The organism is Pseudomonas sp. MN1F (assembly GCF_009391885.1).
Taxonomy (GTDB): domain Bacteria; phylum Pseudomonadota; class Gammaproteobacteria; order Pseudomonadales; family Pseudomonadaceae; genus Aquipseudomonas.
Genome location: NZ_VZII01000042.1, coordinates 49,711 through 66,676 on the forward strand (window position 1 = coordinate 49,711; position 16,966 = coordinate 66,676).

Annotated in this window: 14 protein-coding genes; 5 read left to right on the forward strand and 9 right to left on the reverse strand. The window is 63.8% G+C overall.

Going from position 1 to position 16,966, the window contains the following annotated elements; all coding sequences use genetic code 11:
• The first annotated feature begins 96 nt into the window (after positions 1-96).
• The 3 genes from F6X59_RS21200 (at position 97) to F6X59_RS21210 (ending at position 5,648) form a co-directional block, all read left to right on the forward strand.
• The gene (locus tag F6X59_RS21200; protein ID WP_152957971.1) at positions 97-2,235 is read left to right on the forward strand and encodes a cytochrome-c peroxidase; all 2,139 of its coding nucleotides are present in this window, start codon (positions 97-99) and stop codon (positions 2,233-2,235) included.
• A 205-nt stretch (positions 2,236-2,440) separates the two neighbouring features.
• On the forward strand, positions 2,441-3,724 hold the full coding sequence (locus F6X59_RS21205) for a diguanylate cyclase (protein ID WP_152957972.1): 1,284 nt from the start codon (positions 2,441-2,443) through the stop codon (positions 3,722-3,724).
• Positions 3,725-3,869: 145 nt separating this feature from the next.
• A complete protein-coding gene (locus F6X59_RS21210; RefSeq protein WP_152957973.1) occupies positions 3,870-5,648 on the forward strand; it encodes an acyl-CoA dehydrogenase C-terminal domain-containing protein in 1,779 nt (592 codons plus the stop codon).
• Positions 5,649-5,894: 246 nt separating this feature from the next.
• Here the strand turns inward: F6X59_RS21210 and F6X59_RS21215 are convergent, their stop codons facing one another.
• Complete coding sequence (locus F6X59_RS21215) at positions 5,895-6,818, reverse strand: LysR family transcriptional regulator (RefSeq protein WP_152957974.1); 924 nt, start codon at positions 6,816-6,818, stop codon at positions 5,895-5,897.
• 212 nt (positions 6,819-7,030) lie between these two features.
• On the opposite strand from F6X59_RS21215, the gene F6X59_RS21220 reads away from it, so the two are divergent.
• Together F6X59_RS21220 and F6X59_RS21225 are read left to right on the forward strand one after the other, a co-directional pair.
• On the forward strand, positions 7,031-8,311 hold the full coding sequence (locus F6X59_RS21220) for an aspartate aminotransferase family protein (RefSeq protein ID WP_152957975.1): 1,281 nt from the start codon (positions 7,031-7,033) through the stop codon (positions 8,309-8,311).
• A 140-nt stretch (positions 8,312-8,451) separates the two neighbouring features.
• Positions 8,452-8,610, forward strand: a complete 159-nt coding sequence (locus F6X59_RS21225) for a YqaE/Pmp3 family membrane protein (RefSeq protein WP_009681539.1) — start codon at positions 8,452-8,454, stop codon at positions 8,608-8,610.
• A 33-nt stretch (positions 8,611-8,643) separates the two neighbouring features.
• On the opposite strand, the gene F6X59_RS21230 is transcribed toward F6X59_RS21225, so the two are convergent.
• The 8 genes from F6X59_RS21230 to F6X59_RS21265 all read right to left on the reverse strand — a co-directional run bounded on the left by F6X59_RS21230 (position 8,644) and on the right by F6X59_RS21265 (position 16,962).
• Positions 8,644-10,467 (reverse strand): S9 family peptidase, encoded by a 1,824-nt coding sequence (locus F6X59_RS21230; RefSeq protein WP_152957976.1) that lies wholly within the window; start codon positions 10,465-10,467, stop codon positions 8,644-8,646.
• On the reverse strand, positions 10,433-11,581 hold the full coding sequence (pqqE, locus tag F6X59_RS21235; RefSeq protein ID WP_372240478.1) for a pyrroloquinoline quinone biosynthesis protein PqqE: 1,149 nt from the start codon (positions 11,579-11,581) through the stop codon (positions 10,433-10,435). Before pqqE ends, F6X59_RS21230 begins: the two co-directional genes overlap by 35 nt.
• Complete coding sequence (gene pqqD, locus F6X59_RS21240; protein WP_152957977.1) at positions 11,553-11,828, reverse strand: pyrroloquinoline quinone biosynthesis peptide chaperone PqqD; 276 nt, start codon at positions 11,826-11,828, stop codon at positions 11,553-11,555. Before pqqD ends, pqqE begins: the two co-directional genes overlap by 29 nt.
• Positions 11,825-12,562, reverse strand: a complete 738-nt coding sequence (gene pqqC / locus F6X59_RS21245) for a pyrroloquinoline-quinone synthase PqqC (RefSeq protein WP_152958028.1) — start codon at positions 12,560-12,562, stop codon at positions 11,825-11,827. Before pqqC ends, pqqD begins: the two co-directional genes overlap by 4 nt.
• A 27-nt stretch (positions 12,563-12,589) precedes the next feature.
• Positions 12,590-13,501 (reverse strand): pyrroloquinoline quinone biosynthesis protein PqqB, encoded by a 912-nt coding sequence (gene pqqB, locus F6X59_RS21250; protein WP_152957978.1) that lies wholly within the window; start codon positions 13,499-13,501, stop codon positions 12,590-12,592.
• 81 nt (positions 13,502-13,582) lie between these two features.
• Positions 13,583-13,654, reverse strand: coding sequence for a pyrroloquinoline quinone precursor peptide PqqA (gene pqqA, locus F6X59_RS21255; RefSeq protein ID WP_003243383.1), 72 nt, complete (start codon positions 13,652-13,654; stop codon positions 13,583-13,585).
• Positions 13,655-13,823: 169 nt separating this feature from the next.
• On the reverse strand, positions 13,824-16,103 hold the full coding sequence (pqqF, locus tag F6X59_RS21260) for a pyrroloquinoline quinone biosynthesis protein PqqF (RefSeq protein ID WP_152957979.1): 2,280 nt from the start codon (positions 16,101-16,103) through the stop codon (positions 13,824-13,826).
• 64 nt (positions 16,104-16,167) lie between these two features.
• A complete protein-coding gene (locus tag F6X59_RS21265; protein ID WP_152957980.1) occupies positions 16,168-16,962 on the reverse strand; it encodes a carbon-nitrogen hydrolase family protein in 795 nt (264 codons plus the stop codon).
• Positions 16,963-16,966 lie beyond the last annotated feature (4 nt).

A 16,966-nucleotide genomic window follows, 5' to 3' on the forward strand; every position in this document is an offset into this window, starting at 1 on the left:
CATGCTGAAATACTTTGTTACAGCTATGGTGGCATTAAGCGCACTTGCTTGCGTGAACGATCAGCCTGAAAAACCTGAGCCGTCGGGAAGTCCATCATGGTCGACTATCTGAGTAACTTGCGAATCCCCCGCCTGGCCTGTGCGATAGCGATGACACTCGCCGCCGGCCTTCCTTTGACCAGCGTTCGGGCCGCGGACCCGGCCGGGACCGTACCGGTCGTGCCGGATGTCCCCAGCCTGCACTCACTGCGAGGCATGACGCCGCCGGACCCTTCAGGTACCGAAGGTGGCCGCAAGGTCGACCTGATGTCCGATTACGTGATCAATCGCGGGGCGGTGGTGCTCCTGGGCAAGGCCCTGTTCTGGGACATGGCGATCGGCAGTGACGGCGCCACCGCCTGCGCGTCGTGCCATTATCACGCGGGTGTCGATCACCGGGTCACCAACCAGATCAACCCAGGCCAGGCCAATACCAATGCCAACGTAGCGTCGATCTTCAACAAGCCGTTCACGGCCGCCGACATCCCCGGCGACGTGCCGAGCTACGCCACACGCTCCGGTGGCAAGGGCGGCCCGAACTACACGTTGAAAAAAGGCGACTTCCCGACTCACGTGCTGGCCAACCCTCTGGATCGCAACTCGGCGATCGTCTATTCGAGCGATGACGTCATCGGCTCGCAAGGTGTGTTCGACGCCAACTTCGTCAAACCCCGTCAGTCGCGCTTCGACAAATGTACCCAGCAACCGGATGGTATTTTCCAGGTGGGCGGCATCAACGTGCGCCGCGCCACCGGGCGCAATGCGCCGTCGGTGATCAACGCGGCATTCAACGTGCGCAACTTCTGGGATGGTCGGGCCAACAACATATTCAACGGCCTCTCGCCGTTCGGTAACCGCGACCCGGATGCAGGGATCTTCGTGACCAAGGATGCCAGTGGCGTGGCGGTCAAGGTGCGCCTGGCCCTCAAGGATGCCTCGGCTGCCTCGCAAGCCGTCGGGCCTCCCGGCAGCGCGGTGGAAATGTCCTGTGGCGGGCGCACCTTCGCCGACATTGGCCGGCGCATGCTCGACACCATGATGCTCAAGGGGCAGAAGATTTCGCCTACCGACTCGGTGCTTGGGCCAGTCTCCAGTGCCCGCCGGCCGACCTATCGCGAACTGATCAAGAACGCCTTCCAGCCCCGCCTGTGGAATGCCACCCAACAGGTCTTGCTGGGCAGCGAGCCCTACAGCCAGATGGAGGCAAACTTCCCGTTGTTCTTCGGGCTGGCGATCCAGATGTACGAGTCGACGCTGATCTCCGACCAGGCACCGCTGGATGCCTATCTGCAGGGCGATCACACCGCCATGAGCGCCCAGCAGGTGCAAGGCATGGAGCTGTTCCTGGGCAAGGGCAAATGTGTCAGCTGCCATGGTGGCGCGGAGTTGACCAACGCCGGCAGCAGGCTGCTGTTCCAGCCTCGTGAGCGCATCGAGCGCATGGTCATGGCCGACGGCCTGACCACGCTCTACGACAACGGGTTCTACAACACCGGTGTGCGCCCGACCTTCGAGGACCTGGCGCTGGGAGGCTCGGACGCCTGGGGCAACCCACTGTCCTTCACCCGCGAATACAACACCCAGCTGCAAGGCGGGAATATCCCTGACCCATTGGATGTCGATGTGTGCACCTTCGAAGTGCCGCTGAGCGCAGCGATCCCCTGCGACCCGACACTCAAGCCCAGTGTCGGCTTCCGCGACTCGGTCGATGGCGCCTTCAAGACCCCGACCCTGCGCAACATCGCCTTGACCGGGCCGTACTTCCACAACGGCAGCCGGGCAACGCTGCAGCAGGTGATGGAGTTCTACAACCGCGGCGGTGACCGGCGTGGCGAGGACGCCAGCAACACCAGTGGCTTCGAGCACCCGGCAGTCAACCAGCACAACGGCTCCAACCTCGATCCGGACATGACCCCGCTGAACCTGACGCCGGATGAAGTGGATGCACTGGTCAAGTTCATGGAAGTCGGCCTGACCGATCCACGCGTCGCCTGGGAACGGGCACCGTTCGATCACCCGTCGCTGGTGCTGCCACAGGGTGAGAAGGGCGATGAAAACTCGGTCGGGCAAAAACCGGCCAGCGCACAGATCACCTCTCGGCAAGCGCTGGACGCCGAGTTCCAGCTCAATGCCGTGGGTGCCTCAGGTCGCTCCACTGCGCAGGGGCCACTGCTGCCCTACAACAACGACTTGTAGCGCTCTTGCCCTTTGCGTCACTGGCGTCTGATGGATGCCAGTGACGCTCTTTTTCAGTAACCCGCAAAGATGCCGTTACAAGAAAAGCTCAAGCCCTCCACTCCCACTGCCGTTAACACACACCGGTGTACTCATCTATTCACGTGTGCTGCCGATGAAGTAGAGGCACAATGCTATTATTGATCTGCCGGGTCGGAGATTACCCTTGTTTCGTCTAAACGCTGTTCGCGCGAGCCATTTCCTGCCTTCGCTTTTTTTGCTGCTGGCCGGGCTTGCGGCGGCTTATGTAAGAGACCTCAGCGTCTTCTTCACATCACTGTTCAACGTCCTCCCCACCCTGGTCCTGCTGCTGGGCGGCGCCTACTGCGCCGTGTATCGCCGCCAGCGTGAGCTGTTCCTGATGGTCACGGTGTACATCGCCTATTTCCTGCTCGACACGCAGACCGATTTCTATCGTGACAACGGCCGCGTGCGCGAGGATGCGGCGGTGATCTTCCATCTGGTGTGCCTGCTGCTGCCCGCGTTGTACGGGCTGTTCGGCGCCTGGCAGGAGCGTACCCACCTGGCCCAGGATCTGCTGGCCCGCTTCGCCGTACTGTTCGCTGTCGGCAGCGTGGCCGTGGCCCTGGAGCAGAGCTTCCCGCAGGCGCTGCTGACCTGGTTGGCGGAGATCCGCTGGCCGTCGCTGCATGGCCAGTGGATGAGCCTGATCCAGATGGTCTACCCGGTGTTCTTCGTGGTGTTTGTTCTGCTGGTCGTGCAATACCTGCGTGAGCCCCGGCCTTTGCATGCGGCGCAGCTGATCGGCCTGGTCGGCATCTTCTGGATGCTGCCCAAGACCTTCATCCTGCCCTTCACCTTGAACATCATGTGCAGCCAGGTGATGCTGATGATTGCTGCTGCGGTATCGCACGAGGCCTACCAGATGGCCTTCCGTGACGAACTCACCGGATTGCCGGGGCGCCGTGCGTTGAACGAGCGCATGCAGCGCCTGGGCCGCAACTACGTGATTGCCATGACTGACGTCGATCACTTCAAGAAATTCAACGACACCCATGGCCACGATGTCGGTGACCAGGTGCTGCGGCTGGTCGCCAGCCGGTTGTCCAAGGTTACCGGTGGTGGCCGCGCCTATCGCTACGGTGGTGAGGAATTCGCCCTGGTGTTCGCCGGCAAGACCGCCGAAGAGTGCGTGCCGCATGTGGAAGCAGTGCGCGAGATGATCGCCAACTACACCATGCACCTGCGTGACCAGAACAGCCGCCCGCAGGACGATTCAGCCGGGCGTCAGCGCCGCAGTGGCGGCGCCAGCGGTACGGTATCGGTGACCATCAGCATCGGCGTGGCCGAGCGCCAGGTCGACCATCGCAACCCGGAAGAAGTGCTCAAGTCCGCCGACCAGGCGCTTTACAGTGCCAAGGGGGCGGGGCGCAACTGTGTCATGGTCTATGGTCAACAATCCCAGCGCGGGGCCGTGCGTATGGCGTGACCAAAGTAGACTGTATGGTCGCGTGATGACCCTATGTCTCGCAAAAGTTGTTCGGTTACACTGGATTCAACCCCGGGTTGTTTTTTTTACGAACCCCGTGCCGCGGTCCGTGTGGCCGCCCCGACCCGACCAGCGAGAGGTTGTCATGGCTGACTATAAAGCGCCCCTGCGCGACATGCGCTTCGTACTGAATGAAGTCTTCAATGTGGCCGAGTTGTGGGCGCAGCTGCCCGAACTGGCCGAGGCGGTCGACGCGGACACCGCCATGGCGGTGCTGGAAGAAGCCGGCAAGGTCACCAGCAAGCGCATCGCCCCGCTCAGCCGCGCCGCCGACGAAGAAGGCTGCCACTGGGACAACGGTGCCGTGCGCACCCCCGCCGGCTTCATCGAGGCCTACAACACCTACGCCGAAGGCGGTTGGGTGGGCGTGGGCGGTGACCCGCAATTCGGTGGTATGGGCATGCCCAAGGCGATCTCGGCCCAGGTCGAGGAAATGGTCAACGCCTCAAGCCTGTCCTTCGGCTTGTATCCGATGCTGACCGCTGGCGCCTGCCTGTCGATCAACGCCCATGCCAGTGACGCGTTGAAGGAAAAGTACCTGCCGAACATGTATGCCGGCGTCTGGGCCGGCTCCATGTGCCTGACCGAACCGCACGCCGGTACCGACCTGGGCATCATCCGCACCAAGGCCGAGCCCCAGGCCGATGGCAGCTACAAGGTCAGCGGCACCAAGATTTTCATCACCGGCGGCGAGCATGACCTGACCGAGAACATCATTCACCTGGTGCTGGCCAAGCTGCCGGATGCACCGGCGGGGCCCAAAGGCATCTCGCTGTTCCTGGTGCCGAAGTTCCTGGTCAACGAAGACGGTAGCCTCGGTGCGCGCAACCCGGCCACCTGTGGCTCGATCGAGCACAAGATGGGCATCCAGGCTTCGGCTACCTGCGTGATGAACTTCGACGAGGCAGTCGGCTACATCGTCGGCGAGCCGAACAAGGGCCTGGCGGCCATGTTCACCATGATGAACTACGAACGCCTGGGCGTGGGCATCCAGGGCCTGGCGTCGGCCGAGCGCTCCTACCAGAACGCTGTGGAATACGCCCGTGATCGCCTGCAAAGCCGCGCCCCGACAGGGCCGCAAGCCAAGGACAAGGCCGCCGACCCGATCATCGTCCACCCTGATGTGCGGCGCATGCTGCTGACCATGAAGGCGCTGATCGAGGGTGGTCGTGCCTTCTCCACCTATGTGGCGATGCAGCTCGACAGCGCCAAGTACAGCGAAGACCCGGCCACGCGCAAGCGCAGCGAAGAGCTGGTGGCGCTGCTGACCCCGGTGGCCAAGGCGTTCCTCACCGACCTTGGCCTGGAGTGCACGGTGCACGGCCAGCAGGTATTCGGTGGCCACGGCTACATTCGCGAGTGGGGCCAGGAGCAGCTGGTGCGCGATGTGCGTATTACCCAGATCTACGAAGGCACCAACGGTATCCAGGCGCTGGACCTCATGGGGCGCAAGGTGGTGGCCAGCGGCGGGGCGTACTACAAGCTGTTCTCTGACGAGATTCGCCAGTTCATTGCCAGTACTGATGGCCAGCTGGACGAGTTCACCAAGCCGCTGGGCGCCTACCTGGATCAGCTCGACGGGCTCACCGAATGGGTGCTGGAGCAGGCGAAGGGCAACCAGAATGAAATCGGTGCCGCGTCGGTCGAGTACCTGCATGCCTTTGGCTACGTCGCCTATGCCTACATGTGGGCATTGATGGCGCGTGCGGCGAAGTCGGGCGAGGGCGACGAGGCGTTCTATTCGGCCAAGCTGGGCACGGCACGGTTCTACTTCGCACGGCTGTTGCCGCGGGTGAGCTCGCTGGTGGCTTCGGTGAAGGCGGGCAGCGAGTCGTTGTACTTGCTTGATGCCGAGCAATTCTGATTGTGTGAAATGTTTGCCAATGACTACGTCTTGTAAGCCTTTTCCTACATGACGTGGTGACTTTTCGCCACTGGTGTCAGATTGGATCCACGGTTAATCTTTCTACATGGACGTTGCGCAGGAAGCGCAAAGGACAGAACAGGGACACGAAGGATTTCCTGCCAGGATGGCGGGGCGATAGGGATGTCATAGGGAAACAGTCTAGAGAACCCCGCTTCGGCGGGGTTTTCTTCGTCTGCGTGTTTTTCAGCCAAGCACATCCAGCGGCGTGGTGCCCAACTGCCGGGCGTCAGTCTCTTCTTCCAGCAGCGTGCGCAGCAGCTCCACCGACGCCTGCTGGCGCTGGGCATCACGGAACACCAGGCCGACCTTGAGCGGCACACGCGGCTCACTCAGTGGTTTCCACAGCAAACCCTGGTCATCTTCGGCGGCATCCTTGGCCCGCCCTGGCAGGATGGTCGCCAACGAGGTGTGTGCCAGGCTGTCGAGAATCCCCGCCATGTTGTTCATTTCGGCTTGCACCTGCGGGCGGCGGCCCTGTGCGGCCAGTTGCTCCTTCCAGATCTGGCGGATCTGGAATTCCTCACCCAGCATCAGCATGGGTAATTCGGCGGCCTGCTTGATGGAGACTTTCTTGAAGTCCTTCAGGGGGTGGGTAGCCGGGATGACAACCTGCAACTCGTCTTCGTACAGCAGCGAGCCATGCAGCCCTGGCTGGCGTGGTGGCAGGTAGCTGATGCCGATGTCCAGGTTGCCATTGAGCAGGCGCCGTTCGATTTCCAGCCCCGACAGTTCATAGATTTGCACCACCAGATGCGGCTGGGCCTTGCGCACACGCTCCAGCAACTGTGGCACCAGGCTTGGCCGCACGGTCTGCAGCACGCCGATGGCCAGGGTGCGCAATGACTGGCCCTTGAAGTTGCGCATGGCCTCATGGGCTCGCTGCAGGCCATCCAGCAGCGGCAGGGCATGGTTGTACAGGGTGTGTGCAGCCAGGGTCGGCAGCAGGCGCTTGTTGCTGCGCTCGAACAGGCTGAGGTCGAGGCTGTGTTCAAGTTGGCGAATCTGCTGTGACAGTGCCGGTTGCGACAGCGACAGGCGTTCGGCGGCGCGGCCAACATGGCCTTCTTCATACACCGCGACGAAATAACGCAGTTGGCGAAAATCCATAAGTAATACTTATCGAAAAAGCTGGGAAAACGAAATGGCCGCGAACGCTGCCGAAGCCTAGTCTATCGCCGTATTCCAACGGGTTACAGCGATCAATCAGCTCATTGTTACCGCGTTTGAAAAACACTTTTGATAGGCAAGGCAAAATCATCCAGCGCCGGCAGCAAGACCGGACCCCTGGCCGCCCTTTACCGTGATTGGTTGGAGCCCCGATGAACCTGTTCAACCTGCGCCGTTCGGCCCCTGCCGCGGTTGCCGAGCCCAAGCGTGCACCGGTGATCGTGGCGGATGCGCCGCAGTTGTCGCGTGAACGTCTGATGCCGAGCGCCGAGCGTGCGGCGCAAGTGTTTGTGCGTGGCCAAGGCTCCTGGTTGTGGGACAACGAAGGGCATGCCTACCTGGATTTCACCCAGGGCGGCGCGGTCAACAGCCTCGGGCACAGCCCGACGGCGCTGGTCAAGGCGCTGGGCAACCAGACCCAGGCGCTGATCAACCCGGGTGCGGGCTATCACAGCCGTGGCCTGCTGGCGCTGGTCAACCGCCTGTGCCAGAGCACTGGCAGCGACCAGGCCTACCTGCTCAACAGCGGTGCCGAGGCCTGTGAAGGGGCGATCAAGCTGGCGCGCAAGTGGGGCCAGCTGAACCGTAATGGCGCGTACCACATCATCACCGCCAGCCAGGCTTGCCATGGCCGTAGCCTGGGCGCGCTGTCGGCCTCCGACCCGCTGCCGTGCAACCGCTGCGAACCGGGCCTGCCGGGGTTCAGCAAGGTGCCGTTCAACGACCTGGCGGCGCTGCATGCCGAGGTCGATTCGCGCACCGTGGCGATCATGCTCGAGCCAATCCAGGGCCAGGCAGGCGTGATTCCGGCTACGCGCGAGTACCTGCAGGGTGTGGAAAAGCTCTGCCGCGAACTGGGCATCCTGCTGATTCTCGACGAAGTGCAGACGGGTATCGGCCGCTGTGGGGCATTGCTGGCAGAACAGACCTACGGTGTGCGCGCCGACATCATCACCCTCGGCAAGGGGCTGGGCGGTGGTGTGCCGCTGGCGGCCCTGCTCGCTCGCGGCACAGCCTGCTGTGCCGAACCTGGCGAACTGGAGGGCAGCCATCACGGCAATGCGTTGATGAGTGCCGCCGGCCTAGCCGTGTTGGAAACCGTGCTGGAGCCTGGTTTCTTCGAGCAGGTGCAAGACAGCGGTCGCCATCTGCGCGATGGCTTGAGCCGCCTGGCTGGCCGCTATGGCCAGGGTGAAGTGCGTGGCCAGGGCCTGCTGTGGGCCTTGCAGTTGCAGGAAAGCCTGGCCAAGGAACTGGTCGAGGCTGCCTTGCACGAAGGTTTGCTGTTGAACGCGCCGCAGGCCGATGTCGTGCGCTTCTCGCCGGCGCTGACCGTGAGCAAGGGCAACATCGACGAAATGCTCCTGCGCCTGGCCCGGGCCTTTGCCCGCCTGCATGCGCAACAACAGGCCCGCCGCGAAATGCCGGCCTGATCAAGAATTCAACGAACCGTCTGGCGTTTCTGCGCATCGCCCCGTGCCTGTTTCATTTGGCCCGGGGCGTTTTTTTTTGCCTGTGGAACCTCTGCGATGCGTGGCTAGTCTCTGATGTAACCCCTTCAGGAGAGACCCGCATGGACTTCATTCGCATCATCATCGCCATCATCCTGCCGCCGCTGGGTGTGTTTCTGCAGGTGGGGTTTGGCGGGGCGTTCTGGCTGAACATACTGCTGACCCTGCTGGGCTACATCCCAGGGATCGTGCATGCGGTCTATATCATCGCCAAGCGCTGAGGATGCTGGGGCCGCTTTGCGGCCCCAGGGGCATCAGCCCTCCAACACCCGGCAATAGAACTGCCACTCTTGCTCAAGGGCATGCGCCAGGTGCTCGGCTTTGCGGAATCCGTGCCGTTCGCCGGCATAAAAATGCCCTTCGGCCTCGATGCCATTGGCCTGCAACGCCGCCAGCATCGAACGCGTCTGCTCAGGCACCACCACGGCGTCCAGCTCGCCCTGGAAGAAAATCACCGGCACCTTGATCCGTGAGGCATGCAACACCGGCGTGCGCTGACGGTAGCGCTTGGCATCTCGCTGCGGATCACCGATCAGCCAGTCCAGGTAATCACCTTCGAACTTGTGCGTGGCCCGGCCCAGGGCAATCGGGTCACTGACCCCGTACAGGCTGGCACCGGCGCGGAACACGTTGTGGAAAGCCAGGGCGCACAGCGTGGTGTAGCCACCGGCACTGCCGCCGCGAATGAACGCCTTGCCGGGGTCGATCAGCCCTTGCCCGGCCAGATGCTCGACGGCGGCGCAGGCATCCTGCACATCGCTTTCGCCCCAGCGCAGGTGCAGCGCCTGGCGGTATGCCCGGCCATAGCCGGTGCTGCCCCGGTAGTTCAGGTCAGCCACGGCGAAACCGCGTTGGGTCCAGTACTGGATGCGCGGGTCGAGCACCGGGTAGCAGGCCGAGGTCGGGCCGCCGTGAATAAACACCAGCAAAGGTGCAGGGCCCTTGATGCCGCTTGCTGGATAGAAAAACCCATGGGCAAGCGCACCGCCACTGTCGTAATGAATCGAATGCGGCAGGCTGATCTGCGCTGCAGGCAGCACTTCGGCGCCGCCGGCCAGCACGCTGACCTCATGGTTGGCGCGGGCAATGGCGATCACTGCTGGCGGGCTGATCGGTGAAGCTGCGACGGCATAGAGGTGTTCGGCATCCATGGCCAGGTTGCGGAACCGGGTGTAGGCGCTGGCGAAGCGCTCCATGCGGCCATTTTCATCTTGCAGGCCCAGTTGCCCGATACCACCTTCGAACCAGGTGGCCAGATAGCGTTGTGCACTTATCGGCAGCCAGGTGCTGGTGCCCAGTTGCCAAGGCGCGGCGGCATGGTCGGCGGGCTCGGCCGGCAACGCCTGCCAGTGGCCGTCGACCTCGCCCCAGGGCTGCCAGAAGCCATTGCGGTCAGATAAACAGTACAAGCGGCCTTCGGCGTCGAAGCGCGGCTGTTGCAGTGATTCCTCTTCGGCGGCGATACAGCGCGCGGCCCCCCAGTCACCGTTGGCGTCGCGTTCGCGGCACATCAGCCGGGTAACGGTCCAAGGCTGCGCCGGGCGGTCCCATTCGACCCAGGCCAGGCGTTGGCCATCGGCGCTGACCGTTGGCGAGGCATAGAAGTCGGCACCCTCGGCGAGCACCTCGCGCTGGGTATCCTCCAGCGCCACCAGGCGATGTTCGACGCTTTCGCCATGGCGCTCTTCGACTGCCAGCACCTGGCCGTCGTGCCACTGCACATCGCCATAGCGGCAATCGGCATCGTCGGTCAGGGCGCGTGGGGCACTGCCTTCGAGGCTCTGGGTATAGACCTGCTGATCCTGTTCGTTGACGAACAACAGCCCGTCACCGCCCAGGCAGAAGCTGCCGCCACCGTACTCGTAGACCCGGCTGCGCACACTGAAACCATCGGCTGTGAGGCACCGCGCCTGGTGGTCGCGCCACTGCCAGATACGGCAGGCACCATCGGCCGGGCGAAACTCGTTCCAGAACAGCCCCTCGGCACTGACCTTGAGTTCGGCAAAGTCAGTGCCAGCGGCAACGGCCTGGGCGGCGCTGAAGTCAGCCGCGGACGATGACACGGGAGTTGCGCTCATTGCGGAAGGTCATCTCTTCGATGGCGAGTTGGGCAGTCTCCGCTTCTTCGCGGGCCTTGAGGATGATGCCGTGGTCAGGCGACTTGGCGCACACCGGGTCGGCCTTGCTGGCATCGCCGGTCAGCATGAAGGCCTGGCAACGGCAGCCGCCGAAGTCCTTTTCCTTCTCGTCGCACGAACGGCACGGCTCGGGCATCCAGTCGTTGCCGCGGAAGCGGTTGAAGCCGAACGAGTCGTACCAGATGTGGTGCAGGTCATGGTCGCGCACGTTGGGGAACTGCACCGGCAATTGCCGGGCGCCGTGACAGGGCAGGGCAGTACCGTCCGGCGTGATGGTCAGGAACAGGCTGCCCCAACCGTTCATGCAGGCTTTCGGGCGCTCCTCGTAGTAGTCCGGGGTGACGAAGATCAGCTTGCACGGGCTGCCTTCGGCCTTGAGCTTTTCCCGGTACTCGTTGGTGATGCGTTCGGCACGTTCGAGCTGCGCGCGGGTCGGCAGCAGGCCCAGGCGGTTGAGGTGCGCCCAGCCGTAGAACTGGCAGGTGGCAAGCTCGACGAAGTCGGCTTCAAGGGCGATGCACAGCTCGATGATGCGGTCGATCTTGTCGATGTTGTGCCGGTGGGTGACGAAGTTGAGCACCATCGGATAGCCGTGGGCCTTCACCGCACGGGCCATCTCCAGCTTCTGCGCGAAAGCCTTCTTCGAGCCGGCCAGCAGGTTGTTGACCTGCTCGTCACTGGCCTGGAAGCTGATCTGGATATGGTCCAGCCCGGCCTCCTTGAAGGCGGCGATGCGCGCTTCGGTCAGGCCAATGCCGGAGGTGATCAGGTTGGTGTAGTAGCCCAGTCGGCGGGCCTCGCCGATCAGCTCGGCGAGGTCCTGGCGCACCAGCGGCTCACCACCGGAGAAGCCGATCTGCGCGGCGCCCATCTCGCGGGCTTCGGCCATCACCTTGAACCACTGTGCAGTGCTCAGCTCCTGGCCCTGGGCGGCGAAGTCCAGCGGGTTGGAGCAATATGGGCACTGCAGCGGGCAGCGGTAGGTCAGCTCGGCCAGCAGCCACAGCGGCAGGCCGACCGGCACCTCAGGCGAGGACGATCCAGTGTTCGGCACGGGCCACCTCCATGAATTGCTCGATGTCGTCGGCGACTTCGGGCACACCAGGGAATTGGTGTTCGAGGTCTTTGATGATCGCCGCCACGTCACGCTTGCCGTCGATCAACCCGCCGATCAGGCCGGCGCTGTCATTGAGCTTGATCATGCCCTCGGGGTAGAGCAGCACATGGCCCTTCTGCGCCGGCTCGTACTGGAAGCGGTAGCCGGGGCGCCAGTTTGGCACTTGCTTGCGGTCAAAATTCATAGGGCGATCCCCTTGTGCCAAACCCGTTGCCGGGTGACGGTGTGGTAAGGCGGGCGGTTCAGCTCGTAGGCCATGCTCATGGCGTCGAGCATGCTCCAGAGGATATCCAGCTTGAACTGCAGGATTTCCAGCATACGCTCCTGGCCCGCGCGGGTGGTGTAGTGCTGCAAGGTGATCGCCAGGCCGTGCTCGACGTCACGCCGGGCCTGGCCCAGGCGGGTGCGGAAGTACTCGTAGCCGGCCGGGTCGATCCACGGGTAGTGTTGCGGCCAACTGTCCAGGCGCGACTGGTGGATCTGCGGGGCGAACAGCTCGGTCAGCGAGCTGCTGGCCGCTTCCTGCCAGCTGGCGCGGCGAGCGAAGTTGACGTAGGCATCGACGGCAAAGCGCACGCCGGGCAGTACCAGCTCCTGGGAGCGCAGCTGGTCGGGGTCGAGGCCGACCGCCTGGCCCAGGCGCAGCCAGGCTTCGATACCGCCGTCCTCGCCGGGCGCGCCGTCATGGTCGAGCAGGCGCTGGATCCACTCGCGGCGCACCTCGCGGTCCGGGCAGTTGGCCAGGATCGCGGCATCCTTCATCGGGATGTTGACCTGGTAGTAGAAGCGGTTGGCCACCCAGCCCTGAATCTGTTCGCGGGTGGCGCGGCCTTGGTACATCGCCACATGGTACGGGTGGTGGATGTGGTAGTAGGCGCCCTTGGCGCGCAGGGCCTGCTCGAACTCGGCAGGTGACATTGGCAGTGCGTCGCTCACGGGGCCTCCTTACAACTCGATGCTCATGCCGTCGAAGGCGACTTCGACGCCGCGGCGCTGGACTTCGGCGCGCTCGGGGGAGTCTTCGTCGAGGATCGGGTTGGTGTTGTTGATGTGGATAAGCACCTTGCGCTGGCGCGGGAAACCGTCGAGCACTTCGAGCATGCCGCCCGGGCCATTCTGCGCCAGGTGGCCCATCTCGCGGCCGGTGCGGGTGCCGACACCGCGGCGCTGCATTTCATCATCCTCCCACAGCGTGCCGTCGACCAGCAGGCAGTCGGCGTCGTGCATCATCTGCAGCAGCTTGGCATCGACCTGGCCAAGGCCGGGGGCGTAGAACAGCTTGCCGCCGCTGCGCGTGTCCTCGACCAACAGGCCAAGGTTGTCGCCCGGGTGTGGGTCGAAGCGGTGCGGCGAGTAGGGCGGCGCGGCGCTGCGCAGGGGGAAGGGGGTGAACCTGAGGTTGGGGCAGGCGTCGATGACGAAGCTGCCTTCGAGCTCGATGCGGTTCCACTGCAGGCCACCGTTCCAGTGGCTGAGCATGTTGAACAGCGGGAAGCCGGTGGTCAGGTCCTGGTGGACCATGTCGGTGCACCAGACCTGGTGCGGGCAGCCTTCACGCAGGCTGAGCAGGCCGGTGGTGTGGTCGATCTGGCTGTCGAGCAGGACGATGGCGTTGATCCCGGTATCGCGCAGGGCACGCGCCGGCTGCATCGGCGCGAAGGCCTGGAGCTGGGCGCGAATGTCGGGCGAGGCATTGCACAGGATCCAGTGCTCACCGTCGTCGGACAGGGCGATGGACGACTGGGTGCGTGCCGTGGCGCGCAGGCTGCCGTCGCGATAGCCCTTGCAGTTGACGCAGTTGCAGTTCCACTGCGGGAAACCACCACCGGCGGCGGAACCGAGAATCTGGATGTACATGGCCACTCCTTTCTGCGAAAAGCCGTATCCGAAAAACGACGACGCCCCGGCGGGCCGAGGCGTCGAACCGCAAAGCAGGGCTTAGCGGTTGGCGAAGTACATGGTCACTTCGAAGCCGATACGCAGGTCAGTGTATGCAGGTTTGGTCCACATGGGCGTTCTCCTTCCGGATGGGGTTGGGGTGCTTCAGCTACTCATTGGGTGCCACCTGGAGCAGGAGGTTCCGTTGGCTGAGATAGCGTTATCTTACAAGAAAAATTTGTACTGAAAGGTTAATTCTTTGATAAGCGCCCTTGCAGTAAACGTAACAATCCCCGCGAAATCAGTGCCAGGAGGCATCTGGCGCGGCGCAGTTGGCCAGGCAAAGCCAGGCGCAATCGGTACCGAGCAGGTCGCCTAGCAGGCCGTCCAGATCTGCTTGTTGCGTCATCAGGATAGACCGCTGCAGCGCACGTAGGTCGCCCGGCTGTGTGGCCAGGTGTGTCTGCCATGCCCATTCGGCGACCTCGGCGTTGGCCATGGCCGGTTCGTCGAACTGATCGGCCAGTGCCTGGCGAGCATGGGCGTCGAGTGTGACGCCCTGGCCTAGAAGTTCGCGCAGGTGAGCGAGGATTTCGGCCTGGCTGGCATGCGGCGACTGCACGCCGAACAGCAGGCCACCGATGCCTTCGACCTGACGGAAGGTACTGAAAACCGCGTAGCCCAATTGCAGTTCGACCCGCAGGCGTTGATACACCGGACCTTGCAGCAGCTGCGCCAGCAGGCGACCACTGGCTTGCCGCGCGGCAGGCAGCGGGCAGAACAGCAGCAGGGCATTTTCACTGCCCGGCACCTCGGCATGGTGCCAGCGATGGCCAGCCCAGAGGGCAGCAGGCGGGGGCACCGCGCCTTGCCCTGGGCAGCCCTGCAGCACTGCGCCCAGTGCCTGCACGGCGCTGCTATCGAAACCCACGGCCAGCCCTTGCCAGTGGCTGTGCTGCCAGGCGCCTTCGAGCAGCGCCTGGTCGAGGGTGCAGGACGGCGTTGCCGCAGCGCGAGTGCCGAGCACGGCGTCGGGTAGCTGATGGAGCAATGCCCGGATCGGTATCAGGGCGAGCGCCTCAGGTGGCGATGGCTGCCAGTTGGAGGGCGCCTGCATCAGCGCCAGGGCCTGGCCTGCGGCGCGCACCACTGCTGCCGGATGGCCAGTGCAGCGTAGCTGCCAGTACTCGCCATACGCGTTGAATTGCAGTTGCACGCCGGCCTGCTCGCAACGTACCTGCAGGGGGTGCAAGGCGTGTTCAAGTACGCCATGAAGACGCTGGCGCAGTGCCGATGGCACGTGCCAGCGCAAATACAGTGCAGCGTATTGCCTGGCAGGTGGAAGCAGGTCGCTGATACCCAGCGCAGATGGCAGCTCTGCAGTTCGAGCGGTGGGCAGTTCAGCGAACAACAAGGGCTCGGCCGCCGGCAGTTGCCATTGCCCGTATGGGTGACGTGGCAGCTGTTCAAGCAGCGCTTCGAACGCAATCAGCGCTTGTGTATCCAATGTTGCAAACGGCTGCCCGGCGCTGTCGCGGCGGGCCAGCTCCAGTGCGCTGGCGCTGCGTTGACGGCGTTGTTGCAAGCAGCCAAACGTACTGTTGAGTTGGGTTGGGGCTGCCTGGCGGATGAAGTCGAACCAGCCGTGCAACAGCTTCAACGCTTCATCGGTGTCGGCATCTGCAGCGAGCTTCAGGTCGATGTGCCAGAGCAGTTGCCCGGCGAAGGCATACAACGTCTCGACCTTGAATCCTTTGAGCCAGCCACGTCGCTCCAGTGCATCCAGCCAACTGCCGGGGCGGTTGTCGCCCAGGTTGGCGATTAGCAGCTCCAACGCCTGTGCTGCACCTGCCGGCAGGCCGTCGTGGGCGAACAGCAGTGGCTTGTTGGTGGCCAGGGCGGGGGGCAAGGCTTGTAGCACAGGGGCGCCGGTCTCGAAGAGGCCGGCGTATTGCCTGCCAAGTTGTTCCAGTTCATCCAAGGGTTGCGGGCCGCAGAGACTCAGGGTGATCTGGCCGCCCCGGTAGAAGCGCTGGTGGAAGCCGCTGAGGGCATGCTGGAAGGCAAGATTGCGCAGGCCGAGGGAATAGCGGTTGCCTGCATGAAAGCCGATCAGCGGATGATTGCCAGCCACCGATTGCAGCAAGGCAAATTGCTGCTGCGCCTGCGGGTTGCGCGACCAGGCGATGAATTCGGCGTGGATGACTTCCCGCTCGCGGCGTTGGCGCTCGATGCCCAGGTCCGGTTCGGCAAGCATCTGGCACAGGCGCTGCAGGCCACCTGCCAGAGCGGCGGGCGGTACTTCGAAGAAGAAGTCGGTGGTGCGCTCGCGGGTGCTGGCGTTGACTTGGCCGCCGAGGGCCTGGACGTAGCGCATCAGGCCGTCTTCCAGCGGGAACCGCGCGGTGCCGAGGAAGAACAGGTGCTCAAGGAAGTGGGCCAGGCCAGGCCATGCAGTTGGGGCGTCATGGCTCCCCGCATGCACCCTCAAGGCGGCCGCCGAGCGCTTCAGGCGCGGGGCGTGGCGCAGGGTCAGCTGCAGGCCGTTGGCGAGGGTCAGGGGGCGGATGGTGTCAGGCATGGGAACTCCGGGGCAGGTGTTCATGCTAACCCATTTGTAAGAATGGGCCGCAAAGCGGCCCCTGTCAGCCCTGACGCCGATGCAGTTCCTGGCGCAGATCGGTCAGGTACGGAAACGCCTCACGCCCCCGCACCACCCGCTCACGCTCCAGCTCAGCCAGCAACTGGCACTCATCGCGCCCGGCCATGGCCAGCAGGCTGCCGTCGGGCCCGATGATGCTGCTCTGCCCGCAGTAGTGGATCTCGCCTTCGGCCCCGCAGTAGTTGGCATACACCAGGTAGCACTGGTTCTCCTGCGCCCGCGAGCGCACGGTCACCTGGCAGACGAAATCGTACGGCGTCATGTTCGCCGTCGGCACCAGGATCAGCTCGGCACCTGCCAGCGCCAGGCGCCGGGCGTTTTCCGGGAACTCGATGTCGTAGCAGATCAGCATGCCGACCTTCCAGCCTTCCAGCTCGACCACCGGGAAATGGTCGGCGCCAGGGCTGAACATTGCCCGGTCCAGCTCGCCGAACAGGTGGGTCTTGCGGTAATTGCACAGGCTGCGGCCATGGGCATCGATCAACTGCACGCTGTTGTAGATCGCCCCGTCATCGGCGCGCTCCGGGTAGCCGTAGACGATGGCGATGCGGTGCGCCTGGGCGATCTCCACCACCTCCATGGCCGACGGGCCATCTTCGGCTTCGGCCAGCCGTTCGACCTGCGCCAGGCCGATGTTGTAGCCGCTCAGGAACATCTCCGGGCACACCAGCAATTGCGCGCCACGCTCGGCCGCCAACTGCGCCTGATGGCGCAGCCGTTGCAGGTTGCCGGGCACGTCCAGCGGGTTGGGTGCGCCCTGGAACAGAGCGATGCGCATGCTG